Raw genomic sequence first — 24,713 nt, forward strand, 5'->3', positions numbered from 1 at the left:
TTTCTTTATGCCGCTTACGCGTTTTTCATCATCTGTCCAAGCGCTTCCAGAGGGATAGGCTCTGTAATAGGTTGGTCATTCGGCGGATAAGACAAGGTCTCAACCCGAAGCGTACGGTCTGTTACCGTGCAGAGATTAAAGCCTGCTGCCGGGGTCATGTACATCCCCTTTTCATTGATGGCCACACCAAAAGCAGTGCTCTCAGCTGTATAGGCTGGTACGCCGTAAAAGGTGGTATTGATATTCTCATGCGTGTGTCCGCTCAGCAGTGCCAGGACATTTTTTCCGCTGATAATCTCTCCAAGCCGTTCGGAGCCTTCCACACCAAAGGCGCTGACCCGTTCATCTGCCCACTCGTCAAAGGCCGGGTGGTGAAAAGCGACAATATGCCCGCGGGGCATCTTCTTTTCCAGTGCCTTTTCAAGGAATACAAACTGCGCCTCGTCAAAGCGCCCGGAATGATGCGTGGCATCACAGCCAACGCTGGAGTCCAGCACAATGAGCTGGAGCCCGTCAAATTCTCTCGCGTAGTATACAGGTTCTGTACCCGGCTCACTGTTTTCATAGCCCTCATGGAAAGCTGCCACTCTGTCATGATTTCCAAGAACCGGACAGACCGGCGTGCCGTCAAAATATTCTTCCAGAAGCATTTTCAGGTAACAGTATTCATCTGCGCCACCCTCATGAACCAGGTCGCCTGTCAAAAGAACAAAATCCAGTTTTCCGGCGTTATCCCTGAGCCAGCCGGCAATTCCTTCAAGAACCTCGCAGGGCTTTTTTTCCATATGGCCTACCATGTCCTTAAACATCGAGTTGCCATAGTCCTTTAGAATGTGCAGATCGGAAAGATGTGCGAAAGTGATTGTCTTCATCATTTTCTCCTTTTCAGATATTTATCGACTTGAATACTTGTTTTTTTACCGTAATTATTATATGATAATACCAAACTTACCGTGTCGGACACCTGTAGTATACTACTCGTATTCGATATGAAATATCACAAACCCGTTAATTTAACGTTAATAATCGGTTAATGGAGAAAAGGACTATGAAAATTCAAAACAGAGAAGAAGACGCCCACAGACAGCTCAAGGAAAAAATCCTGGCCGGCGAGCTGATTCCAGGGGATATTTTATCCGAGGCCTCCCTGTCCCAGGGGCTCGGCATGAGCCGCACACCGGTGCGCTATGCTTTGAAACAGCTGGAGTACGAGGGTTTTATTACCTATCATAAAAACCGGGGCATCTCCATCCGGGAAACTTCCAGCCGTGAAATGGTGGATATTCTGGAAATGATGATCCTGTTTGAACACAGCGCTGTCAAAAAAGTCAAAAACGGCGAAACCATCTTTGATATTGCCGCCTTAAAGCGCCTCGGCGATGAGGCCCAGGTCCTGCGGAATGAACGCCAATACGCGTCCTATATTGAAAAAACCCATCAGTACAACAGCTGCTTTATCGCCAGCGCGGGCAACAGCCAGCTGAGCGTTGTCTACAACACCTCCTGGGAACGCGTAATCAGCACGTCTGTTTACAACAAAATGACACATCCCACAGCTATCCCGAAGAAAACACAGACCACCGTCGGCTTTATTCATCAGCTCAACCAGTCCATCACTGATGGGGCCTACGACCACACCGACCGGCTGCTGGAAGAATACTTTGACTATGCCAGAAACCAGATTCTGTATTATGGGCAGATATAACAAACAGGCTTGAAGACAACCGCTTCAAGCCTGTTTGTTTTTTTCTTCTTGGAATACAACATAAATCGACAGTGTTTTATTCTCAAGAGAGGCACTCACCGCACCCTGCATTTTTTCCGCCAACAATTTCACAATGTACAGCCCCAGTCCGGCACCTCCGCTGTTTCTGGAATCATCCGCTGTGTAAAAGCGCTCAAAAAGTCTTTCCATATCCGGAGAGGCGTCAGGCCTTACCTCGTTGGCAACCGTCAGGATTATTTCTCCATCTCTTTCCTCAAGGGTAACCTCTACCCTGCCTGCGGTGTATTTAAGGGCGTTAGACAAAAGGTTCTGGACAATGCGCCGCAGAGCAGTTCTGTCCCCCGCCATATACAGGCTTTTACCTCCAAGGTCAATATCGGGTTTTAGCTCTGCCGCTTCAAACCGCGGGATAAAATCCACCACCGCTTCTGAGACTATATTGGTAAAATTAACCGGTTCTTCCGCGAGCTCCGACTGACCCGATTCCATGACAGAGAGTTCAAAAAAGCTTTCAACCAACTCCCGCATGGCGTCGGCTTTTTTTAAAATCACTGCAGCTTTTTCCTGCTGCTCCCCGCTCAGTCCGCTGCGCTCAAGCATCTGAACGTAACCGATGATCGCTGTCAATGGTGTCCGCAAATCATGGGAAACACCCGCGATGGAATCCTTTAGCCGCTGCTCTCTTTTTCGCGTGTCAATGCGCAGCTGCTTCTGAAGCTCCATATTCTCATTGATCTGAGCTGCCAGCTCGTTTAGCCGGGCATCCACTAAGGTCAGACTGATCTTCTTCTCAGTCCGTCCGGCGGATAAGTCCTCCAGCTGGCGGCTCATACGCCTTATCTCCCGCCGCATAACCGCTGTCCGAACCGCTAATACCGCCACAGCCACAGCTAAAACCACGATGATTCCAAACATTGACCCCACGCTTTCTGTTTTGTTTTATTTTATCTCTCTCTTCCTGAACACAAAATATCCAGCGCCCAGGAGTAAAGCCGTAAAACCAAGACAGGCTGTCAAAATCAGGATAACCTGGGATATATTCAAAGGTGTGAAAACTGCTGCCCTCGCCATATAAGGCGGAAGCCAAAGCGGCGACATCCTCCTTGACAGAAAAAATATCATCCCAAAGGATTCCAGAATAATGGCCAGCGTTGCGCAGGCCGTTGTCTTGGCCGCGTCCTGAAAAACGGCCATTAACAGGATTGAAACGCTGAAAACCGCGCAGTTTGCCAGAAAAACCATACCGGTAACCCTGAGAAGATACTGGGCAAAAGGCTCTGTAATAATGCCTTTGTCAAACCCGTGCGCCGCACCAGTGACAATGAGTCCCGCGAAGGGATAAAGAAACATGACAATATTGACAGTCAGCAAAAACACAAGCGCCTTGCAAAAATAAACTGAAGCGCGGCTGTGTCCCGCGGATACAGCCAGCGCCAGCGTTTTATCCGAGGCGCTCTGCCCGAGCATCAGAGCGCTCATCGCCCCAATGACAATGAGCCACATGGTAGAATCATAGACCATTCCTCCAAATACAGATAATCCATCTGCCATCGGGATACCAAAGGGATTTGTATCTCCAATATATCCCGAACTCATCAAGGCCCCGAAAATAATACTGATTCCAGCCATCAGATAAAACAGCCTGTTACGGACAAGCTGATAAAACTCCATTTTGATTAAAACAAGCATTTCGTCATCTCCTCTACTTCAACTCACGCTTTGAAAAAATCAGACAGGCCAGGAAAGAAGGAATCACCAGAAAAGCAAAATCGATCCCCATAGCTGTCAGCCACTCTGCCATCCCCAGTTCTGAAGCCTGCATTTGATTTAAAGGCATACACCACTGCACTTCTGTTAATACATTGCCAGATACTGCCAGAAAAATGTGCAGCATCAACGCCAGAATTGAAAACAGTGTTGTTTTTGCCGCGTCTCTGAATATTGCCAGAAACAGCGGCGCCATTCCACACATTGCATAACCTGTCATAAAAAAAGCCACTGCTATTTCAAGTCCATTAAATCTTGAAAGCCCCCCGGTGAAGTTCAGGGTAACAACTGCGACCATCACGCCCGCCAATATGTAAACCATCATAGCCAACGAAATAACCATGAGGTAAATCAGTATTTTACTCAAAAAAACAGCATTTCTGCCGGAGCCGCTCTCAACTGCAAGATTTGGTGTGCGTTCTGCAAATCCCTGTCCCAGATAAATAACGCCAAAAATCGAAGCAAGAAACCCCATCGGAACCGCTTCTGACATCATCTGCTGGATCAGCTGCACACCTCCATTTCCTTTGGCGGCAGCGCTTGCTACAACCTGTCCCTCTGTTTCGGACGCGCCGATGAACAATCCAGCAATAAAAATACCCAACAACAGTCCCCCGAAAAGCCTGCTGTGCCTGAGCCTGTACCATTCCATCTTCATCAAGTTAATCATGGTACACCTCTACTGCAGAGCACGTCTGGCAAAACAGAAAAATGCTCCTGCCCCCAGCACTGCAATCCACACTGCGCCTGATCCTAAAATTAACCACAGCGACGCTGCTGGGAGAATCTCAGTCATGAGCAGACGTTCAGCGGCCATGGGAATCAGGAAACTCAAAAAACTCAGTTTTGCGCCGTAAAGATTTAAAACAAAAGTCAAAATCCCAAAAACAAACAGGCTGATACCAATAGTCTTTGCGACGTCCCGGCATAAAAAACCCAAAAGAAGGCCTGTTGCCATTGAAGCTGCGTTGAGCACTACCACAATCCCGGTCACCTTTATCAGGTACAGGGCAATCTCAGCAGACATGGTTTTACCAAAACCAAAAACCAGGCTGTGAAAAAACACATTGGCAGCCGGAAAGGCCATCATAAGTACCTCACACCCGATAAAAAATACCACTGATTTAGCCAGAAATACCTGAAACCGGCTGTGGCCGCTCTCAATTCCGTGATAAATAGTGCCTTCGCCAAACTCGCGTCCGATGAACAGCCCAGGAAACACACAGACTGGCAGAATCAGCAGATTAGCTGTATGAAGCGACGCCCCCATAACCTGCAGCCCGGTCACACTGTGACCGTCAAAGCTGATACAGATTCCCAGAAGCACAGTCACGCCAAACACTGCGTAAAAAGTTTTATCCCTCCAGAGCTTGTACCATTCCAGCCGAAGCAGATTACCCATTTTCCCGGCCTCCGATGCTTTGCAGAAAGTAGTCCTCCAGACTGTCACCCCGGACGCTGATGCCTGTCAGAAGCAGCCCACTCTGAGATAAAGCTGCTGATACAGCGCGTATCTCCTCCAGATGGTCGTAAAGCTTAATGGTACCGTCAGGCATAACCCTGTAATTATCAGTGTGAAGGGCTTCCTCAATGACCGCGGCAGCTCTGGCCGCATCATCCACCTCAATGGCGATGTGGCGGCGGCAGCGCTCATCCAGTTCTTCCTGGGTCAGCGATTCAATGATATGCCCCCTGTCGATAATAATAAAATGATCCACCGTCTGATAGAGCTCACTGAGGATATGGCTTGAAATCAGCAGTGTGGTACCTCGCTCTGTGTTTAACCGTTTTAAAAGCTCACGAATTTCCACAATCCCCACCGGGTCCAGCCCGTTGATGGGCTCATCGAGGATCAGAAATTCCGGATCGCTGATAAGGGCCATGGCAATCCCCAGCCGCTGTTTCATCCCAAGAGAAAAATGCTTAACCGTTTTCCGCTCTGTATCCGTAAGCCCCACCAGCTCCAGAGTTCTCTCTGCGGCTTTCTTATCCGGGATTCCTCTCTGAATCCGCTGTGCCTCCATATTTTGCCTTGCTGTCATACCCTGATACAGCGCCGGCGTCTCCACCAGGCAGCCCATGCGCTTTCTTCCCTCGCGCATTCCTTTCTCGTCGCTTTTACCAAAGAGCGTCAGCTCCCCGCCAGACGGGTAGGAGAGTCCGCACACCTGTCTTATAAAGGTTGTCTTTCCTGCGCCGTTCTTGCCGATCAAGCCATAGGTTTTCCCCTTCTCAATGGTCAGACTCAAATGGTCAAGGGCTTTAAAGCTCCCATAATTTTTACACAAATCCGTCGCTTTTAATACAACTTCGTCCATTTTAGTGTCTCCTTTTCCTTGATGCTTTCATTTTACGCCGCAAGAATAAAGAAGTTCTTAACCCAGTTCTAAAGAAAACCTTAAATTAATTCATCCGGTACCCCATACCCCAGACCGTTTTGATATACTCTGTCTCCGGGTCTGCCGCCTTCAGCTTATTCCTGAGGTTGCTCATATGCACGTTCAAGGTATTATCCTCACAGGCATATTCCTCGTTCCAGATACTTTCAAAAAGGTTGGCCTTTGAAAAAACCTTGTGGGGATAGCGCGTCAAAAGCTCTAAGATACCGTATTCCTTGGCCGTCAGTACCAACTCCCGGCCATTGACGCTGGCTGTCTTTGCCTCCGTATCCACAGCCAAATTTCCGGCTTTTAAAATTTCCGGGGCTCTCTGGACTCCGCCGCTGCCACATCGTCTGAGGACAGCCTCGACCCGTACCAGCACCTCATCCAAATCAAAGGGTTTTGTCAAATAGTCATCCGCGCCCAGGTGAAAAAGGTCAAGCTTGTTCTGTACGGTATCCTTGGCTGAAATAACAATGGCCGGTAAGCTGGAAAAGCTCCTGAGCTCCTGCAGCACTGCGTCGCCGCTTTTATAGGGCAGCATCAAATCCAGTATCAACAGATCATATCCTCCGTTTCTCAGTCTGGACAACCCCTCCATACCTGTAAACGCACCCTCTGCCGCATAGCCGTTTTCATCCAGCATTTCACACAGCATGCTGTTAATCTCCCGGTCATCCTCAACGACTAAAATTTTCGTCTGCTCCATTCTTTACACCGCCTTTACTTACAATGAATATATTCCGCCACCTGATCCCAAGGAACGTTAAAACCCGCGCCATGAGAACAAAAAACCGAATCCGAGGTATTTTCCACATCATGCTTTTTATCATAACCGACGCGCTCGATAACCTCCTCCGCGTTATGACAGGGCTCATAACCGAAAAAGGATGTTCTGAGTATCCCCCGCCCTTTGGTAAAGGACAGAATTTCCTGACTGTAGTTCATCATCGTGCCCACCGGACAAAAGCCGGTAATCAGGGTCTGGTCGCCCTTGAGCTCGGGTGCTTCAAGACGTCCGGCCATTTTCTGGATATCCGACATGACACGCCCCATCGCCTCTGAGGGAACCTCGATTTCAAACCGGTAGACCGGCTCGAGTAAAATGGACTCTGCCTGCTCCAGTCCCTGGCGAATCGCCCGGTAAACCGCCTGCCTGAAATCGCCGCCCTCGGTATGCTTAAGATGTGCCCGCCCGTTGATCAGAACGATACGCATATCGGTGATGGGCGACCCGGTCAGCACACCCCTGTGTTCACGCTCAAACACATGGGTCTTTATCAGATTCTGATAATTGGTATCCAGAATATCCACAGAGCATGCACTGTCAAAGGTAATACCTGTGCCCGGCGCAGCGGGCTCCAGCCTGAGATGTACCTCTGCGTAATGCCGCAGGGGTTCAAAATGGCCGTAGCCAGTTACCGGAGCCGCGATGGTTTCCTTATAAAGAATCTCACAGCCTCCGAAGTGGACAGCAAGGCCAAAGCGTTCTCTGACAATCGCCTCAAGCACCTCCAGCTGAATCGCACCCATGATATGGATATGCATCTCCTGAAGGCTTTCATTCCAGACGACCTCCAGCATGGGGTCTTCGTCCTCAAGCTCCTTAAAGGCCTCGAGCACTGTTCTTACATTCAGGCCTTCATCATAGATGACGCTGGCCGTCAACAGCGGCACAGTAGTGTAGCCCGCATGATACAGCCTTTCCCCGATACCGTCGCCGGGCTGGGTAGCAATGAGGCCTGTCACAGCACAGAGATCCCCGGGCACTGCTTCCGGCACTGTGGTATACCGCCCGCCGCTGTAAATCCGGATTTCGTTGATCTTTTGCCGGATCATCCTGCCTTCCCTGTCCTTCCCGGTCGGCACCTCATCCTTGACCTTCAGCTTTCCCGCAGTCACCTTGATAAAGCTTAGCCGGGTGCCCGCACTGTCATGGAGTATTTTATAAACATGTCCGCTGAAGGGCTTTTCAGCCTGGCTTTCCTCCTCATGGAAAAGACCGGCCATGGCCTTGATAAAATCGTCAATTCCCTTATCGTTTAAGGCCGAACCTGCAAAAACCGGAAAAATTTCTGTCTTTTTAAACATCCGGCTCAGAGCGCCCTGCCATATTTCTGATTGATAGCCCCCATCCAGATAGGCCTCGAGCAGGTCTTCATCCCTTTCCGCCACAGCTTCTGCCAAAGTTGTGTCCATGAGGGCATCCTCATAGTGCCCGGTAAACAAAATGCAGTCTGGACTGCATTTTGTTTTCAGCGCTTCCATGACTCGTGAAATATCTGCGCCTTCCCGGTCTGTTTTATTGATAAAAATCAACGTTGGCACATCGTATCGCCGCAAGAGTTTCCACAGCGTTTCGGTATGGCTCTGAACTCCTTCTACACCGGATACCACGATCACAGCCGCATCCATCACCTGAATGGCCCGCTCGGTTTCTGATAAAAAGTCTACATGTCCCGGGGTATCCACCAGATAATAAGTGTCTCCCCCAATCTCAAAAACTGCCTGATCCGAAAAAATGGTAATGCCCCGTTCACGTTCAATGGGGTGATGGTCCATAAAAGCGTCCTGGTGATCCACACGCCCAAGCTTTCTGATGGCCCGGGTGTGGTACAGCAGCTGTTCTGAAAAGGTCGTTTTTCCGGCGTCTACATGGGCCAGAATTCCTAGTACAAGCTTCATAAAATCTCCTGTAAAATCTGCTTTAGTGTGGGTCTATTATATCACCATAGCTTTAGACGTACAAATTAAAAAAGCTGCCTGAAGGCAGCTTCATGAAATTTATCATTTAACGGCGTCTTAATCGAGTGGCGCTCTCGATGCAATCGCACAGGCTTTATCGCGGCTGGCAATTGCATATGAGAGAGGCAATTCCGAACTGCGCCAGAGTCTTTCTTTTAGGAAATCTGCTGTTCCTCCATGGGCTCAGTCATCAACGACGGGTCAAGGATGGTTTCCAGCTCTTCCTGGCTCAGCAGTCCCTTTTCCCTGACAATCTGAGAAACCAGCTTGCCGCTCAAAATGGATTCCTTGGCAATGTCGGAGGCTTCCTTATAACCGATATATGGGCAAAGCGCTGTAACTGTGACAATGCTGTGTTCCAGCAGCTCCTCACATCGGTCTTCATTGGCGGTAATCCCTGTGATACAGTTATCGATAAAGGTAGAAATCCCATTGGTCAGGGTTTCGATGGATTCAAACAGATTATAAAACAGCACGGGCTCAAAGGCATTGAGCTCAAGCTGTCCGGCTTCAGCCGCCATGGTGATGGTCAGGTCATTGCCGATGACATTGAAGGCCACCTGAGAGACAACCTCTGGGATAACCGGGTTAATCTTACCCGGCATAATAGATGAACCGTTCTGTTTAGGCGGCAGATTAATCTCCGCAAAGCCAGTTTTTGGGCCACTGGACAGCAGCCGGAAATCATTGGCCATTTTGGACAGGGTAACTGCCGCTGCCTTTAACGCGCCGGAAACCGACACAAAGGCGTCCAGGTTCTGGGTCGCGTCGATCAAATCCGCAGCCAGCACCATATTAAAGCTCGTGGTCTTTTTCAGGTTCACGGGAATCCGCTTCAGATATTCTGGGTTGGCGTTGATGGCTGTACCGATGGCTGTACCGCCCATGTTCACAATACAAAGCTCATTCTGAGTTTTCTTCAGCCGGAGGGTATCCCGGTCAATAGCGGAACGGTAAGCATTAAAAGCCTGACCCAGACGCATGGGTACCGCATCCTGAAGCTGGGTACGCCCTACCTTAATAATATTGTCGAACTCAATGGATTTCTGCTTTAATGCCTCGCCCAGGCGTTCCATCTGGAACAGCAGCTTCTGAGTAAGCTTAAGCGCAGTAATCTTACCCGCAGTCGGGTACACGTCATTGGTCGACTGTGACATGTTCACATGGTCGTTGGGGTGGACAATGCTGTAATCGCCCTTTATGCCGCCAAGCTTTTCGATGGCAATATTCGCCACCACCTCGTTGGCGTTCATATTGGAGGAGGTTCCCGCGCCTCCCTGAATGGGATCGACGATGAACTGATCATGGTATTTTCCTGAAATCACATCATTACACGCCGCGATGATCGCGTCAGCGACTTCTTTATTTAACTCACCGGTTTCATAATTCGTCATGGCCGCAGCTTTTTTGACCTGCACCAGACTGACAATCAGATCCGGGTGGAGCTGCTTTCCGGTGATGTAAAAATTCTGTTTTGCCCTTAAGGTTTGTACACCGTAATAGGCATCGACTGGAACAGGAAGCGCTCCAATCGAATCGTGTTCGATTCTTTCTTGCATTTTAACCCCTCTACAAAAAATGTATTTACTTTATGGACACATCATAACGCCACCCAACCTAAAAATCAATGTGCTATAATAAAGTTTTTCCTAAAAAACAACTGTTTTACAAGGTTGAAACCGATTTGTTACATTTATCTTCCAATGATTGGCGGTTGTCTTTATTTTACGGACAACCCGCTGAATAATTGAGCTTTTTTATTTGAATATCAGGCACAAAGAAAGCACCCCATTATAGCGGGGTGCTTCGATCTTGCTGCTAAAACAGCTCAAAAGCGCTGCTTCCTGTTTTACTCAGGTCTCTCAGATTTTTTACCGCGCCGTAAACCATGCTGCGGACAGCCTCCTCGGTATAAAAGGCCATATGCTGGGTCATGGTGACATGGGGGAACTGGCGGATATAAGCCATATCCCGGTTGCTGATAATATCCACAGTATGATTGACATGGTAAATACCATCCTCATGCTCGATAACATCTAATCCAAGAGCGCCAAACTTCTGCTTTTCAATGCCGTCGATCACATCGCCTACATCCATCAGAGAACCCCTGGCGCAATTGATGAGCACCACGCCGTCCTTCATTTTCGCAATGCTCTCCCTGTTGATCATGTGGTAGGTGCTCTCCAACAATGGCGTATGCAGCGTTATGACATCACTTTCGGCGTAGAGGGTATCCAGCTCCACATATTTTGCCATATCGGCCACGGAGCCGTTTGGGTAGGCGTCATAGGCGAGAATCCGGCAGCCAAAGCCCTGCAGAATCTCAATGACGGTCCGGCCGATACGTCCGGTCCCGACAACGCCCACGGTCATATTTTTGAGTTCACGGCCCTCCAGCCCTTCCAGCGAATAATCATTAACGTTTCCCCGGAACATGGCCTGCTTATACTTTCTCAGAGACATAAGCATCAACATAACAGTATACTCCGCTACCCCGGTCGGCGGATAGCTGACATTACAGATTCGAATGCCCAGCTCCCTGGCATATTCAAGATTAATATGGTTATAACCCACTGTGCGGGTACAGTAAAAACGGATACCCGCATCCCGCATAAGATTTAAGATCACACGGTCGATGCGGCTATGCCCAAGGCTCGTCACTGCGCCGCAGCCTTTGGCAAAATCAAAGGTCTCCACACTCAAGGGCTTACCCGTAAAAATCAGCTCAACATTATATTTTTCTGCGGCTTTCTTAAAATCTTCTATTTCATCCCTTCGCACTTCAAAAGCGGCAATTTTCAGCATTATTTTCTCCTTGCTATAAAAATTTCTTTTTATCATTATATACCCAAAAGCAAATTACGGAATAAATTTTTTGGTTGTGGTATAATAAAATTACTTTTGTTTGGAGGTAACTTTATGGATCAAGGCAGCAAGCACGCCGTTTTAAAACAATACTTTGGCTACGACACCTTCCGGGAGGGGCAGGAATTTCTCATCGACACAATCCTGTCTGGACAGGACGCAGTGGGCGTCATGCCCACAGGCGCGGGAAAATCCATCTGCTTCCAGGTGCCTGCCATGCTGATGGACGGTATAACACTGGTGGTCTCTCCACTGATCTCCCTTATGAAGGATCAGGTAGGGGCGCTTACCCAATCCGGCGTCCCGGCTGCCTTTATCAACAGCTCTCTGAGCAGCGCAGAATACCGGGAAGTGCTCTTTGATATCCGCCAGGGTCAATGCAAAATTCTTTACATTGCCCCGGAACGCCTTTTGGCTGAAGGCTTTCTAAGCTTTATCCGGGAGCAGGATATCGCAATGGTCACCGTTGACGAGGCTCACTGCGTATCCCAGTGGGGGCAGGATTTCCGCCCCTCCTATCTCGAAATCGACCGTTTTGTCAAAAGCCTGGACAGCCGCCCTATCCTCTCAGCTTTTACGGCGACAGCAACCGAGCAGGTGCGCCGCGATATCGTAGGGCTTCTGGATTTAAATGAGCCTGAGGTGCTGGTAACTGGCTTTGACCGGAAAAATCTCTACTTTGAGGTTCAGAAGCCACCTAAAAAGCTGGATGCCCTTCTGGCGATTCTGGCTGACCACCCTGATAAAAGTGGGATTATCTACTGCGCGACCCGCAAAAATGTCGAGGAGGTCTGCGAAAAAATCTGCGCGGCGGGTTACCCTGCAGTCTGCTATCACGCGGGGCTTCCCGACGCGGTGCGAAAAAAAAATCAGGATCTGTTCATTTTTGACGAAAAACCCATTGTGGTAGCCACAAACGCCTTTGGCATGGGTATTGATAAATCCAATGTTTCCTTTGTGGTGCATTACAATATGCCTGGGGATATGGAGAGCTATTATCAGGAGGCCGGCCGGGCCGGCCGCGACGGCGAGCCCGCAGACTGTATCCTCCTGTACAGCGGACAGGATGTACGGACCCAGCAATTCTTTATTGAGAACTCTGACCGGGAAGGTGGAGATCCCGAAACGAACGCGCTTCTGAAACAGCGTGACCGCCAGCGTCTGAAGGACATGACCTTCTACTGCCATACCAACGACTGCCTGAGAGGCTATATGCTGAAATATTTTGGCGAGGACGCGCCCGTCTGCTGTGACCACTGCGGAAATTGCCAGACGCAGTTTGAAATTCTGGACATCACCATCGAGGCTCAAAAAATTCTGTCCTGTATCAAACGCACCGGACAGCGTTTTGGCATTAAAGTAGTGGTCGATACCCTGCGCGGCAGTAAAAACCAGCGTATTCTTGGTCTCGGCTTTGATAAGCTCTCGACCTATAATATCATGGCAGACATCAGCGAGAAGCGTATCCGGGATATAATCCATTATCTGGCCATGGAGGGCTTCATCCACATCACCGATGATGAGTACCCGGTCATGCGCTTCGGGCCCCGGGCACGCGATGTGCTCTTCGGCGGTGAGCGCATTGAAATGAAGCTGCCAAAGGAAAGAGAACCCGCGCCAAAATCCACAGGAGGCAAAACGAAGGCGTCCGCCGAAGCTTTGGAAAATCCCGGGCTTTTCGACCGGCTGCGCAATCTGCGCGGCAGGCTCGCAGCGGAGCAGAACGTTCCGGCTTATGTGGTCTTTTCAAACGCTGCCCTCACCGATATGTGCCGCCGTCTGCCAAAAAACAACAGCGAATTCCTTGAGGTTTCTGGCGTGGGCAAGGCCAAGCTTGAGCGCTACGGCGAAGACTTCCTCCATGAAATCCAGGACTGGCTCAAGGCGCAGGCATAATAAAAAACAGGTGGCGGAAAAAGTCCGCCTCCTGTTTTTTATAGCTTACTGACCAGATTGTAGATACGCTCATATTCAAGCAGCAGATTGTCGTATACACTTAAGAAAGCCTCACAGCTGCTGTCCGCGTTTTCCATCACGGCGTCGTAATGGTCGATCACCAGATTGCAGATTGCCGGGCAGAGCTTACCTTTTTCACTCTGTTCCTTTAATACCTCGATGATCTTTTCCTTGGGGAAGGCCTCCTTATAGCTCCTGCGCTGCCGAAGAGCGCTGAGCACATCGGCAATGGCCACAATCTGCTGGCCTTCTGTCAATTCCGCTGCTGACAGCCCCTTGTGATATCCAGAGCCATCCAGCTTTTCGTGGTGCCGTATTGCGATCTCGCAGATATCATCAGCTACAGCTCCCCGCAGGATATCCTCCGAAATCTGCACATGGGTCTTCATAATCTTCATGGCCTGCGGGCTCAGCTTTCCGGGATACTCCAGTATCTCGAGAGGAATGGCAATTTTACCTACATCGTGAAGCAGAGCGCCGTAATAGATTCTTTCCCTGTCTCCGTGGGAATAGTTCAGAAGCCTGGCAATCTCAACGCTGATTCCCACAGTGGTTACCGTATGGGTAACCGTGTACTCACTCCTGAAATCAATGGAATATGCCAGCATTTGGAGATAAAGGTCGATATCTTCCGGTGACAGTACCAGCTTTTTCTGAATCCCCTCAATTTCCTTTTCGTAGGCGCCGCTGTTTAAGCCCTCGATAATATGGTATTTCGCGTCGGCTTTTAAAAACAGATCCACATGCTCCGGGTTAAAGCGGCTGCCAGCCCCACTTTTGATTTCCTTTAAATCAAAAGCTCCGCCGCGGCCCTGCATACTGATATCCACCCGGTCTGTCAGCTTGATCATCAGAGCAATGTCTTTAAAGTCGCTGTCAACTTTATCATAGCGGTCATAGTTCAGATGATGAAACAGGATCGCCTCTGCCTGTTCCTTCAGCGGCGACAAATATTTTAAAAACAGATAGCCGTAAATTGAATGCTCCCAGACGTTGTCTGCCTCAAATTTGACCATTTTGTCGATCTCGTCCGTTTTATACGCGCCGATATCGTGAAAAACACCAAGATTGAAAATGTCAAAGGCTTCCTCTTCACTGTAGCGTTCACTCTCCCTGAGCATCTGATACAGCATATAGCCAACCCGTTCCCCATGATTCACCAGCCGCTCATCCACCAGCCCAAGGGTTTTTCTCACGATCTGAACCGCGTCCCCGCCCCTTATAATATCTGCCTTTCTAACTTCTTCCATTCCTTTTCCTCTCGCAAAGTTTATGGTTCATTATCGCATAAAAGCTTTTTCTTTTCAACGCTGAAACAAAGCTGAAGCCCAAAAGACAAATTTCATTGTGCAATATCCCGCAGATGCTATAATGCATAAATATAAAAACAAAATCTTAGCCCGGAGGTATCCGCAAAATCTAAAAACGCTTACACCCAAGCAGACAGAAGCGCTGTATCGCGTATGACAGCAGAGATTTTAGAGGGATGTAACCATATAATCTACCGTCTCCACTCTGTGAAGGGAGATTAAAACAAAACCTGTACCAGCATCATATAGATCGCCGTACCTGCACCTATGCTCAGAAGAGTATTCTTCTTCCATTTATGAATTACAGCAATGCAGAGAATCGCGATGAGCTCTGGAAGACCGTGAAAACTCCCGCTGAAGGAATCCTTTAGACAGTAGACAACAAGCAGCCCGATGACCGCGTAGGGTAGTACGGTCCCGAGATACCGGATATAAGCCGGCGGCGTTTTACCATCAGGGAAAACGAAAAACGGCACAGCGCGGGTTAATATCGTGCCAAACACCACGATCAAAATGGTGATTATGCTTTGTGTTGTTGTCATCATCGAAGAACCTCCTTCCCTTTTTTCCTGAGCTCCCGGTTTAATGAAAAGCAGAGGATAATAGCCCCCATTGCTGGCAGCATAAAATTCTGACTTCCGAATAAAAACAGACAGGCCAGAGAACAGCCGATTCCGATAAGGACAGGTCGATGATCGGCGTTTTCCTCCCACTGGTTGATGAGCATGACTACAAACAGCGCTGTCATGACAAACTCAATCCCCTTGGTATTAAAGTGAATGATATATCCCAAAAGACTTCCCAGCAGCGCACCCGATACCCAGTAAATATGGTTAAGCAGCGTTACAAAGAACATAAACCACCCGCGGTCAATGCCTGGCGGCGGCGCCACTGTGCAGTTGATGGAAAAAGATTCATCACACATCCCAAAGACCAGATATAACTTTTTCCAGCCACAGTTTTTATATTTTTCAAGCATGGATATGCCGTAAAACAGGTGCCGGGCATTTACCATAAGCGTCAGAAAAAAAGTATACACTGGATTAAAGGCCGACAGCAGCAGATTGACCGTGACAAATTCCATGGAGCCTGCGAAGATAAACAGGCTCATCAAGGTTGGATAAATAAAGGAAAAGCCCTTGCTCCTCATGAGAAACCCATAGGACATTCCCAGAAAAAGAAATCCCACACAAATTGGTATAGTATATGGCAGGGCTGCCTTGAACGCTTTCATCTTCATTAACCAACGCCTCCTTTTATTTATCCTTGATTTTGTACGGAAAATTGAATACAATAACATTATCATATCTTACATTCGTTCGATATATCAACCGATCGTTTTGTATATTTTACGACCGTTCGATATATTTGTCAAGTCAAAAAGGAGAATTTTATGGAATTAGGCAAAATCATTGCATTTAATCTAAGAGAGCTGCGGAATGAACGGAATTTAAGCCTGGGCCAGCTCTCAAAAGAATCCGGCATCAGCAAGGCCATGCTTTCGGATATTGAAAAAGGGAACAGCAATCCCACCATCAACACCATCTGGAAAATCGCAAACGGTCTGAAAGTTCCCTACACAAGACTGATCGATGGCGTCGAGAAAGAGGCAACGGTCGTCCGCCGGTCTGAGCCAAAGGCCCAGACCGGCGAAACCGATGCTTACCGGGTGTACTGCTATTATAAAACTACACCCGTGCGTAACTTTGAGCTGTTCTATGTCGAGCTGGACCCTGGAGCTTCCAACAAATCCATCGGACATTCCGAAAAAGCTCAGGAATATATTTACATCATCAAGGGCGAGCTTGTCCTCGATACTGAGAACGGCGATTACACTTTGCAGGAGGGTGATTCTCTGGTCTTTGATTCATCCATCGGCCATACCTATACCAACCGGCTGGATACCCTTCTCAAATTTATGGTCATTAACTACTATCCAAATTAGAGCTGCGCGTTCCTGGTTCATGAAGGGTCATCCATGACGCCCATAAAAAGTGGAATGCCACTTTCACTGTCCATAATAAAGTAGGCGTAGGGTGAGTCCAAGACCAGCTTTACTGGTCCCTTCTGGTTTTCCATCGGCAGGGCTGCCATTTCCATTTCCACCTCTGTGGCAGCGGCGGCCTCCGTTCCTCGCTCATCTACCCTGACAGCAGATTTCTGAATAACCTTTGAAACAAATAACGGATATCCATTCATTGTTCCCATTTTAGAAAAATCTGCCTGGTTTTGATCAAAAATTATCCCGAGCTCCATATCTCTGAGCAGGTCACTCATGTCAATTTCATCCTCCTGTTCAAATTTTGGCATGGACAGATCCACATCCCGCATTTCTGCCGCGGACAGAGCATTTTTCAGCGTGTCCTTCTCAAAAGCCGCGGCAAACTCATGAATACTTTTTCCATCTGTTGGCCGAAGCGCAACGAAGGACTGCCTGTAATCATTGTAGAAAAGCCTGACCCCTTCGGCGTTCTCTGTTTTAATGTACTGCGTCCTGTCCTCATGCTTGTTCATAAAGGGGAGCTCCACAGTTGTTCCGTCTTCTCTGTAAAATATCCGGTCCTCTGTAAGACTCTCATCAAAGGGTGTATCCCAGACACCGTTAAAATACAGGGCATTGAGCAAAAGCATGGCGATATCGCTTCCAGGCTCCTCATCCAACATCTGTGGAATCATTCCATTGGTTTTCTCAGATACCCAGCTGTTCACGTCGTCTGCGGACTCACTGAGCGCCGCTTCAAATATTTCCGCTTCATAAATTTCTTTGGCCGTATTGATAAAATTATCCCCGACCTCCAAAGTCTCATTGAGCCAGACAGCGTTGGCAATATCCAGTCTTCCCCCATCTTCCGAGCGCATCCTGAGCTTCGGGATCAGCTGCTCACAGGCAGCGTTCATCTGGTCTACCGGCATACCCAGTACTATCTCAAAAGCCTTCTGCGTCTCAGCATCTGAGCCGTTTGCCGCCATCGACAGCGCGAAATAGGCTGATGCCGGAGAGATCAGAAAATTATCCTTCTCCGCTTCGGCGCTTTTAGCGTAAAGCTCCGCCGCAAAATTACTGTATCCGTCACCGCTGCCAATCAGCATGCCGGGCATAGGCTCTGGCGTGCGGGCAGGCGTCGGCGTCACACTCGGCGTTGACTTTCCCGCGTCTGCTTTTCCATTATCTTTTGCCATACAGGCTGTGAATATCCCAAGCATTATCACGGCTATCAGAACAAAGACCACTCCTTTTTTCATATTGCTTCTCCTTTACATTAATCTTTTTTAATTATACCTGATTACCGTCAATAAAAAAAGGCAGATTCCCGGTTACAGGTATCTGCCTTTGGCTACAGTCTCAGCCCCTTTATATCTTTAATACGTGATAAAATAACATTACAGCTCATCTCCCGGATGCCTGGCAGAGAATAAATCACGCAGTTTAAAAATTCTTCCATCTCCTCATTACCTGCAGCCACAGCGTGGACATGGAGCTTACTCCTTCCCGATACCTGATAAATCTGAGTGACCAGATCGTTTTTATTCAGGATATTCACCACCTCTGCAAATCGAGCAGGCTCCATTTCCAGTTCAAAATAACAGGAGATGGCCCCGCTGATCTTCTGCGGGTTGATAATGGTCGTATACTCTTCTATAATTCCTCTGTCTTCAAGGGCGCTGATCCTGGCCTTAACCGCTACCCGGGACAGCCCGACCGCTTCCCCGATATCCGAATAGGACATCCGCGCGTTCTTAATGAGCAGATTTACAATCTGCTGATCTGTTTCATCTAATCCGCTTAAAAACATGATGGTTCTCCCTCACAAAATATTTATTTAATCTTACCGCGTTTCATAACAAAAGGCAACCCCTTCTTTCCGTAAGATTTTCTTTGACTTTTTGCTGTTTAGGAAATATAATATTTACAAATAGTAAGTTTTATATTTCGAATCGAAAGGATAAGATTGTTATGCAAAGAGACCTCACTGCCGGAAGCGTCACAAAAGGAATGCTGTTGTTCGCCGGCCCCATGATTCTCGGCAACCTGCTTCAGCAGCTTTATAATGTGGCGGATACCCTCATCGTCGGCCAGTTTCTCGGCGCGGGGCCACTGGCGGCCGTAGGCTCTTCCTTTACCCTCATGGTGTTTTTAACTTCCATTATCCTGGGACTGTGTATGGGCAGCAGCGTTGTTTTTTCCATGCTCTACGGCGCAAAACGCGAGGATGATTTAAAAACCAGTTTTTTTATCGCCTTTGTGTTCATCGCGGGGGTTACCCTTGTTATCAACACTCTGGCCTTTGCCTTCATCGACCCTTTGCTGCGGGTACTGCAGATCCCCGCCCTTATCCTTAAAGATACCCGAGCCTATCTGCTCATTATCTTCGGCGGCATTGGTTTTACCTTTATCTATAATTACTTTGCCTCTCTGCTCCGGGGTATTGGCAACTCCGTGGTGCCGCTGGTCTTTCTGGCTGTCTCGGCAATTTTAAACATTATTCTTGATCTTGTTCTGATCCTGCGCTTTAATATGGGGGTCTCCGGAGCGGCGCTGGCGACCATAACGGCCCAGGGGGTCTCAGCCGTTTCCATTGGTATTTACAGTTTTCTGAAAATCCCGGTGCTTCGGCTGAAACGTACGCATCTCCGGTTTAACCAGGCCATTGTACAGGACGTTGTACAGTATTCCCTGCTGACCTGTGTCCAGCAGTCCATCATGAACTTTGGCATTCTCATGATTCAGGGGCTGGTCAACAGCTTCGGCGTGTCTGTTATGGCGGCTTTTGCCGCGGCGGTAAAGATCGACTCCTTTGCCTACATGCCAGTGCAGGACTTCGGCAATGCCTTCTCAACCTATATCGCCCAGAATTACGGCGCGGGAAAGGCTGACCGTATTCAGAAGGGAATCCGCTGTGCAATATTGACAGCGCTTGTGTTCTGCATCCTTATCTCTGTTATTGTCTTCTTTTTCGGCAGCTCCCTGATGCTGATTTTTGTGAGACCAGAGGAGACGGAAATCATCGCCATCGGCACCGTCTATTTAAAAGTCGAAGGGGCCTGCTACTGCGGTATCGGCTGTCTTTTCCTGCTCTACGGCCTTTACCGGGGTATCGGCCGCCCTGGCATTTCCGTAGTGCTGACTGTGATTTCTCTCGGCACACGAGTCGCGCTGGCTTACCTTCTGGCGCCGGTTCCCGCCGTCGGCCTCCTGGGCATCTGGTGGGCCATCCCTATCGGTTGGTTTCTGGCCGATATTACCGGGCTCCTCTACTGGCGATTCCGGCATAAGCAGCTCATGCCCGGATAAAAAAACACCGAACCGCAAAACAGCGGCTCGGTTTTTTTATTCTTACAGTATAATATTCTGCTGTTCTCCTGCCATCCAGGTTTCAATATTCTTGAAAACAATATCCGCCCGGATTTTCATGGACTCCTTGCTGGCAAAGGCGATGTGCGGCGTAATGATGGTGTGTTTTGCCTTAAGCAGCGGATGCTCTGCCGGGAATGGCGGTTCCATTTCCAGAACGTCGATGCCGGCTCCGGCGATTTTATCATTGTTCAGCGCATCGGCCAGTGCCTGTGAATCAACAACCGGGCCTCTGGCGGCATTGATCAGATAAGCGGTAGGCTTCATGTAAGCGATGGTCTCAGCGTTGATCATCCCCCGCGACTGATCTGTCAGCGGGCAATGCAGCGTGACAATGTCAGACTGCTCAAGCATTTCCTTTAAAGGCATATATGTGATGTAATCCGGCTTGTTTTTGCCGCTGCCAAAACCATTGTAGGCAATAACCCGGCAGCCGAATGCACGGCACAGTTCGGCGGTGCGGCTTCCAATAGCTCCTGTACCGATAATTCCAACCGTTTTTCCTTTGAGCTCGCTGCCCACCAGACCGTCCTTAGTTTTCCCGTCGCGGGCGCGGGCATCCATCTGAGGGACATTGCGTAACAGGGAAAGCATCATTTCGATGGCCAGCTCAGCCACCGACTCATTAGAATAGCCCGATGCGTTGCTGACTGCCACTCCCTTTTTTCTGGCGGCTTCCAGATCCACATGGTCTACCCCAGTAAAGGCAACATCGATATATTTAAGATGGTCACAGGCTTCGATCACCTCTCCCTTCAGCGGCATATTGGCAAGCATCAGAATGTCAGCATCCTTTGCCTCCTCGATCAGAATCTGTGGATCGTCGTTTCGCTCATAGGCCTTAAAGCTGTGGCCCGCGTCTGTCAGGGGCTTTACCAGCGCTTCCAGCGTTTCGTCGTCAACTGCCAGGGATTCTAACAATACAATATTCATGGTAATTCCTTCTTTCTGGATCAATTATTACCCATAGTGTACCCCTAAACGCTGCAAAAATCAATGGTCTGACCAGCTGGTTTTATTATTCCTCTTACTCGGCCATAAAAACAAAGTGTCCTGGCGACACCTCACGCCATACCGCCTTTCCCTCACCCCTCTCAGGCTGGTACCTCGTTTGACTGTAGGCTTGCGCCGCTCTGGGGTCTGGAACTGGAATAGCCTCGATCAGGCTTTGGGTATAGGGATGTACCGGATGGCTGAACAGCTCTTTTCCGGGCGCCAGCTCCACCAGCCTGCCGCGGTGCATTACGCCGATACGGTCACTGATGTAGCGCACCATTGCAAGATCGTGGGCGATAAACAGACAGGTCAGGCCGCATTCCTCCTGCAGCTTTTTAAAAAGGTTCACAATCTGTGCCTGAATGGAGACATCGAGAGAGGCGATGGGCTCGTCAGCGATGATCAGTTTTGGATTTAAGGCCAGCGCCCGGGCGATGCAGGCCCGCTGAAGCTGACCGCCGGAAAATTCGGAGGGATAGCGGTCCATCACACTGCTGCTGAGGCCTGTGAGCGCCATGAGTTCAGCCGCTTTTTCCCGAAGCTCTCTTTTTCCCGCCTTTCTGCTGCGTATCCTGAAGGGCTCGGCAATGATCTCACCAATGGTCATACGGGTATTGACGGCTGACGCCGCGTCCTGAAAAATCATCTGCATCTCTCCAGTGATACGCCTGCGGTTTTTCCTGTAGACGGATTTATCCGAAATTTCCAATCCATCAAAACAGACGGAGCCGCCGGTGGGTTCAAAAAGGTGCACCAGCGCTTTACCTGTCGTCGATTTTCCTGAGCCGCTCTCACCAACCAGGCCAAAAATTTCACCTTTGTAAATATCAAAAGAAACGCCGTCCACTGCCTTAACGGCAGTGTGCTTGTCCAGTCTGTAATATTTTTTAAGGTCCCGGATTTCAATCAGCTTATTCTCATTCATCAAAAGACCTCCTGTCGCTTGATGACCCGGCCATTTTCCACCCGCACAGGCGGTTCAATTCTCGGCGCCCGCGGGTCCAGCAGCCAGGTTGCCGCATAGTGTGTATCGGATATTTTAAACATCGGAGGCGCTTCCTCATAGTCAATGGCCAGCGCATAGGGGTTTCGCGGCGCAAAGGCATCGCCTTTTGGCGGGTTGATCAAATCCGGCGGCGTACCGGGAATGGGGTTCAGGGTTTCCTCATCACCATCGGTGGAGGGCAGCGATGACAGCAGCCCCCAGGTGTACGGATGGCGTGGATCATAAAAAATATCATCTGTGGTTCCCAGTTCTGCCAGCTTGCCGGCATACATCACGGCTACCCGGTCTGCCATTCTGGCCACCACCCCCAGATCATGGGTGATAAACAGGATTGCCACGCCTGTCCGTTTTTGAATTTTCTTAAGCAGCTCCAGTATCTGAGACTGGATGGTCACATCCAGCGCGGTTGTCGGCTCATCGGCAATCAGAACATCCGGGCCACAGGCAAGTGCCATGGCAATGACACTTCTCTGAAGCATGCCGCCGGAAAAATGATGGGGGTACTGGCCAAAGCGTTTTTCCGCCGCGTCGATGCCCACCTGCTTCATCAGCGAAACTGCCAGCGCTCTCGCCTCTGCCCTGTCCACCTTCTGGTGCGCTTTTACCGCCTCCACAATCTGGCTGCCAATGGACATGGTCGGGTTTAAGGAGGATACAGGATCCTGGAAAATCATGGAGATTTCCTTTCCCCGAACCGCTTCCAGCTCTTTCTCTGAAAGCCCTGCGAGATCCCTGCCTTTAAAAAGAATTTCACCGCCGGCTACCCTTGCTCTTGCCGGCAGAATCCCCAGAATACTTTTGCAGAACACAGACTTTCCACAGCCCGATTCTCCCACAATGGCCAGGGTTTCCCCAGGCTTCAGTGACAGGCTCACGTCCCGCACTGCGTGAACATCGCCCTGATCTGTTGCAATATTGACAGACAGATTTTTAATCTCCAGTAATGTTGTCATCGTGTATTCTCCTTAATGAAAATGCAGAAAGGAGAACTGAGGTTTTTTCAAGTGTCCTCAATTCTCCAATTTCAGCTTAATTTAAAGACCAGTCAGCGATATTCCAGAAAATACCGACGCCATGATGGCCTAAAATGGTATCCGGGGTAATCCCCTGAATATTGGCCTTAGCCACATAGATAGCATCCACATAGGCGATGAAAGTATAAGGCATATCCTTTGTCAGCTCTTCCTGGAAAGCCTTGTAGTATTCCATTCTCTGCGCGTCATTATCGGTTTCGCGGGCCTTCTGGAGCAGCTCGTCCACCTTGGGATTAGAGTATCCACTGTAGTTTGAGCCCTTGTCTGTTCCGAAAACCTTGTAGGTGTGATCGTCCGGGTCAAAGGGGCTTCCCCAGCCGATAAGATAAGTTTCCTGGCCTGCCCAGTCAGTTTCAGCATTGACGGAAACCGTTGCGTCCACCCCGATATCTTTCAGATTTTGTGCCGCGACATTGGCGATATCCACACGCACCTGGTCGCCCTCTGCAATATTAATTTTAAAGGCCAGACGGGTACCGTTCTTCTCATAGACGCCGTCGCTGCCTTTTTTCCATCCAGCGGCCTCCAGCATTTCCTGGGCTTTGGCCGGGTTATAATCAAATTTCTCGATATCCGGGTTGTTATAAGGCCCTGCCTGAAGCGGCGAGTAAGCCAGCTGTCCTTCTCCAAGCAGTACGGAATCAATGATGGACTGGCGGTCAATGGCATAGCTCAGCGCGTTTGGCAGCTCGCGGTTGTTTTTAAACAGATCATTGTTAAAATTATACAGAATCCCCCGGTAGTCGGCTGTCTTCATATCATAAATTTTAAATTCATCATTGCCCTCAAACTGCCTGGCGTCATTCGGCGGCACCTGCGCCATATCCAGCTCGCCGGATTTCAGCTGCATGGCGCGGGCCTTGGTATCCTCGACAATTTTGAAGATAACCTTATCGATTTTGGGCGCGCCTGCATAGTAGTTATCAAATTTTTCCATGGTAATGCTCTGGCCTTCATCCCAGGATACCAGCTTATAAGGGCCGGTGCCAATGGGATTGCGGTTAAAATCATCTGTGGCCAGGTCCTTGCCCTCCAGCAGGTGTGCCGGCAGAATACCAATGGTCAGATAGTCCAGCATCGCAACATTGGGCGCTTTGAGAGAAATTTTGACAGTCTGGTCATCCGGCACTTCAATTTTCGTGATATCCTCATAGTTTGAGGCGATTTCTGACGCGTTGTCTGGATTCATAATTGCTTCCAGTGTAAACTTGACGTCATTGGCAGTGAATTTCTCACCATCCTGCCAGGTAATACCATCCCGGATGTGGAAGGTGTAGGTGTTATCAGCGGCGTTCCAATCCCAGCTCTCTGCCATTCCCGGAACCACCTTGTCATTTTCATCGTGAGCTGTCAGCCCAGCGAACAAAAGCAGATTGATTTCGCCATGCTCATACAGTGCCGGATTGATCGCTGTATAATCCTGGCTGCCATACACCAGTGTGTTGTCATCCTTTGCGTCTTTGCCGGCTGTCTTATTACCGCAGCCTGCAAATACTGTTGCTGTGAGCACCAGGGCAACACCCAGCGCCAGCAGCTTTTTCACTTTTTTCATTTCTTTCTCCTTTTACTTTTAT

23 protein-coding genes are annotated in these 24,713 nt (G+C 49.2%); 4 read left to right on the top strand and 19 right to left on the bottom strand.

Going from position 1 to position 24,713, the window contains the following annotated elements; genetic code table 11:
* Positions 1 to 14: 14 nt before the first annotated feature.
* Complete coding sequence (locus CPZ25_RS12455; protein ID WP_096918733.1) at positions 15 to 875, bottom strand: metallophosphoesterase family protein; 861 nt, start codon at positions 873 to 875, stop codon at positions 15 to 17.
* Between the two features lie 173 nt (positions 876 to 1,048).
* On the opposite strand from CPZ25_RS12455, the gene CPZ25_RS12460 reads away from it, so the two are divergent.
* Entirely contained in the window at positions 1,049 to 1,705 is a 657-nt protein-coding gene (locus CPZ25_RS12460) for a GntR family transcriptional regulator (protein WP_074616479.1), read from the top strand.
* A 24-nt stretch (positions 1,706 to 1,729) separates the two neighbouring features.
* Here the strand turns inward: CPZ25_RS12460 and CPZ25_RS12465 are convergent, their stop codons facing one another.
* From CPZ25_RS12465 to CPZ25_RS12505, 9 genes are all read right to left on the bottom strand, one after another.
* Complete coding sequence (locus CPZ25_RS12465; protein WP_096918734.1) at positions 1,730 to 2,641, bottom strand: sensor histidine kinase; 912 nt, start codon at positions 2,639 to 2,641, stop codon at positions 1,730 to 1,732.
* 24 nt (positions 2,642 to 2,665) lie between these two features.
* The gene (locus CPZ25_RS12470; protein WP_096918735.1) at positions 2,666 to 3,415 is read right to left on the bottom strand and encodes an ABC transporter permease; all 750 of its coding nucleotides are present in this window, start codon (positions 3,413 to 3,415) and stop codon (positions 2,666 to 2,668) included.
* 13 nt (positions 3,416 to 3,428) lie between these two features.
* Positions 3,429 to 4,163, bottom strand: a complete 735-nt coding sequence (locus CPZ25_RS12475) for a hypothetical protein (RefSeq protein WP_096918736.1) — start codon at positions 4,161 to 4,163, stop codon at positions 3,429 to 3,431.
* Positions 4,164 to 4,172: 9 nt separating this feature from the next.
* The gene (locus CPZ25_RS12480) at positions 4,173 to 4,895 is read right to left on the bottom strand and encodes an ABC transporter permease (RefSeq protein ID WP_096918737.1); all 723 of its coding nucleotides are present in this window, start codon (positions 4,893 to 4,895) and stop codon (positions 4,173 to 4,175) included.
* Positions 4,888 to 5,811, bottom strand: a complete 924-nt coding sequence (locus CPZ25_RS12485; protein WP_096918738.1) for an ABC transporter ATP-binding protein — start codon at positions 5,809 to 5,811, stop codon at positions 4,888 to 4,890. Before CPZ25_RS12485 ends, CPZ25_RS12480 begins: the two co-directional genes overlap by 8 nt.
* Before the next feature lie 85 nt (positions 5,812 to 5,896).
* Entirely contained in the window at positions 5,897 to 6,583 is a 687-nt protein-coding gene (locus CPZ25_RS12490) for a response regulator transcription factor (protein ID WP_058696195.1), read from the bottom strand.
* A 14-nt stretch (positions 6,584 to 6,597) separates the two neighbouring features.
* Positions 6,598 to 8,559 (bottom strand): GTP-binding protein, encoded by a 1,962-nt coding sequence (locus tag CPZ25_RS12495; RefSeq protein WP_096918739.1) that lies wholly within the window; start codon positions 8,557 to 8,559, stop codon positions 6,598 to 6,600.
* 215 nt (positions 8,560 to 8,774) lie between these two features.
* Complete coding sequence (locus CPZ25_RS12500) at positions 8,775 to 10,178, bottom strand: aspartate ammonia-lyase (protein ID WP_058696197.1); 1,404 nt, start codon at positions 10,176 to 10,178, stop codon at positions 8,775 to 8,777.
* 259 nt (positions 10,179 to 10,437) lie between these two features.
* Complete coding sequence (locus CPZ25_RS12505) at positions 10,438 to 11,424, bottom strand: D-isomer specific 2-hydroxyacid dehydrogenase family protein (protein ID WP_096918740.1); 987 nt, start codon at positions 11,422 to 11,424, stop codon at positions 10,438 to 10,440.
* 114 nt (positions 11,425 to 11,538) lie between these two features.
* Here CPZ25_RS12505 and recQ point away from each other — a divergent pair, with 114 nt between their 5' ends.
* Positions 11,539 to 13,380, top strand: coding sequence for a DNA helicase RecQ (gene recQ / locus CPZ25_RS12510; protein WP_096918741.1), 1,842 nt, complete (start codon positions 11,539 to 11,541; stop codon positions 13,378 to 13,380).
* A gap of 38 nt (positions 13,381 to 13,418) precedes the next feature.
* Here recQ and CPZ25_RS12515 read toward each other — a convergent pair whose 3' ends face one another.
* The 3 genes from CPZ25_RS12515 to CPZ25_RS12525 form a co-directional block, all read right to left on the bottom strand.
* Positions 13,419 to 14,690, bottom strand: a complete 1,272-nt coding sequence (locus CPZ25_RS12515; protein ID WP_096918742.1) for an HD-GYP domain-containing protein — start codon at positions 14,688 to 14,690, stop codon at positions 13,419 to 13,421.
* Between the two features lie 278 nt (positions 14,691 to 14,968).
* The gene (locus CPZ25_RS12520) at positions 14,969 to 15,295 is read right to left on the bottom strand and encodes a branched-chain amino acid transporter permease (protein WP_341473475.1); all 327 of its coding nucleotides are present in this window, start codon (positions 15,293 to 15,295) and stop codon (positions 14,969 to 14,971) included.
* Positions 15,292 to 15,990 (bottom strand): AzlC family ABC transporter permease, encoded by a 699-nt coding sequence (locus CPZ25_RS12525; protein WP_341473476.1) that lies wholly within the window; start codon positions 15,988 to 15,990, stop codon positions 15,292 to 15,294. Before CPZ25_RS12525 ends, CPZ25_RS12520 begins: the two co-directional genes overlap by 4 nt.
* 153 nt (positions 15,991 to 16,143) lie before the next feature.
* On the opposite strand from CPZ25_RS12525, the gene CPZ25_RS12530 reads away from it, so the two are divergent.
* Positions 16,144 to 16,695, top strand: coding sequence for a helix-turn-helix domain-containing protein (locus CPZ25_RS12530; RefSeq protein WP_058696200.1), 552 nt, complete (start codon positions 16,144 to 16,146; stop codon positions 16,693 to 16,695).
* Positions 16,696 to 16,712: 17 nt separating this feature from the next.
* Here the strand turns inward: CPZ25_RS12530 and CPZ25_RS12535 are convergent, their stop codons facing one another.
* Entirely contained in the window at positions 16,713 to 17,993 is a 1,281-nt protein-coding gene (locus CPZ25_RS12535) for a serpin family protein (protein WP_096918743.1), read from the bottom strand.
* 92 nt (positions 17,994 to 18,085) lie between these two features.
* Positions 18,086 to 18,544: an Lrp/AsnC family transcriptional regulator gene (locus tag CPZ25_RS12540; protein WP_058696202.1), complete on the bottom strand. Its 459-nt coding sequence runs from the start codon at positions 18,542 to 18,544 to the stop codon at positions 18,086 to 18,088.
* A 161-nt stretch (positions 18,545 to 18,705) separates the two neighbouring features.
* Here CPZ25_RS12540 and CPZ25_RS12545 point away from each other — a divergent pair, with 161 nt between their 5' ends.
* Complete coding sequence (locus tag CPZ25_RS12545) at positions 18,706 to 20,043, top strand: MATE family efflux transporter (RefSeq protein ID WP_096918744.1); 1,338 nt, start codon at positions 18,706 to 18,708, stop codon at positions 20,041 to 20,043.
* A 42-nt stretch (positions 20,044 to 20,085) separates the two neighbouring features.
* Here CPZ25_RS12545 and CPZ25_RS12550 read toward each other — a convergent pair whose 3' ends face one another.
* From CPZ25_RS12550 to CPZ25_RS12565, 4 genes are all read right to left on the bottom strand, one after another.
* Complete coding sequence (locus CPZ25_RS12550; RefSeq protein WP_058696204.1) at positions 20,086 to 21,036, bottom strand: 2-hydroxyacid dehydrogenase; 951 nt, start codon at positions 21,034 to 21,036, stop codon at positions 20,086 to 20,088.
* Between the two features lie 94 nt (positions 21,037 to 21,130).
* Positions 21,131 to 22,024: an ATP-binding cassette domain-containing protein gene (locus CPZ25_RS12555; protein ID WP_096918745.1), complete on the bottom strand. Its 894-nt coding sequence runs from the start codon at positions 22,022 to 22,024 to the stop codon at positions 21,131 to 21,133.
* Positions 22,024 to 23,058, bottom strand: coding sequence for an ABC transporter ATP-binding protein (locus CPZ25_RS12560; protein WP_058696206.1), 1,035 nt, complete (start codon positions 23,056 to 23,058; stop codon positions 22,024 to 22,026). Before CPZ25_RS12560 ends, CPZ25_RS12555 begins: the two co-directional genes overlap by 1 nt.
* 76 nt (positions 23,059 to 23,134) lie before the next feature.
* Entirely contained in the window at positions 23,135 to 24,691 is a 1,557-nt protein-coding gene (locus CPZ25_RS12565; protein ID WP_096918746.1) for an ABC transporter substrate-binding protein, read from the bottom strand.
* Between the last annotated feature and the right edge of the window lie 22 nt (positions 24,692 to 24,713).

The organism is Eubacterium maltosivorans (assembly GCF_002441855.2).
GTDB lineage: Bacteria > Bacillota > Clostridia > Eubacteriales > Eubacteriaceae > Eubacterium > Eubacterium maltosivorans.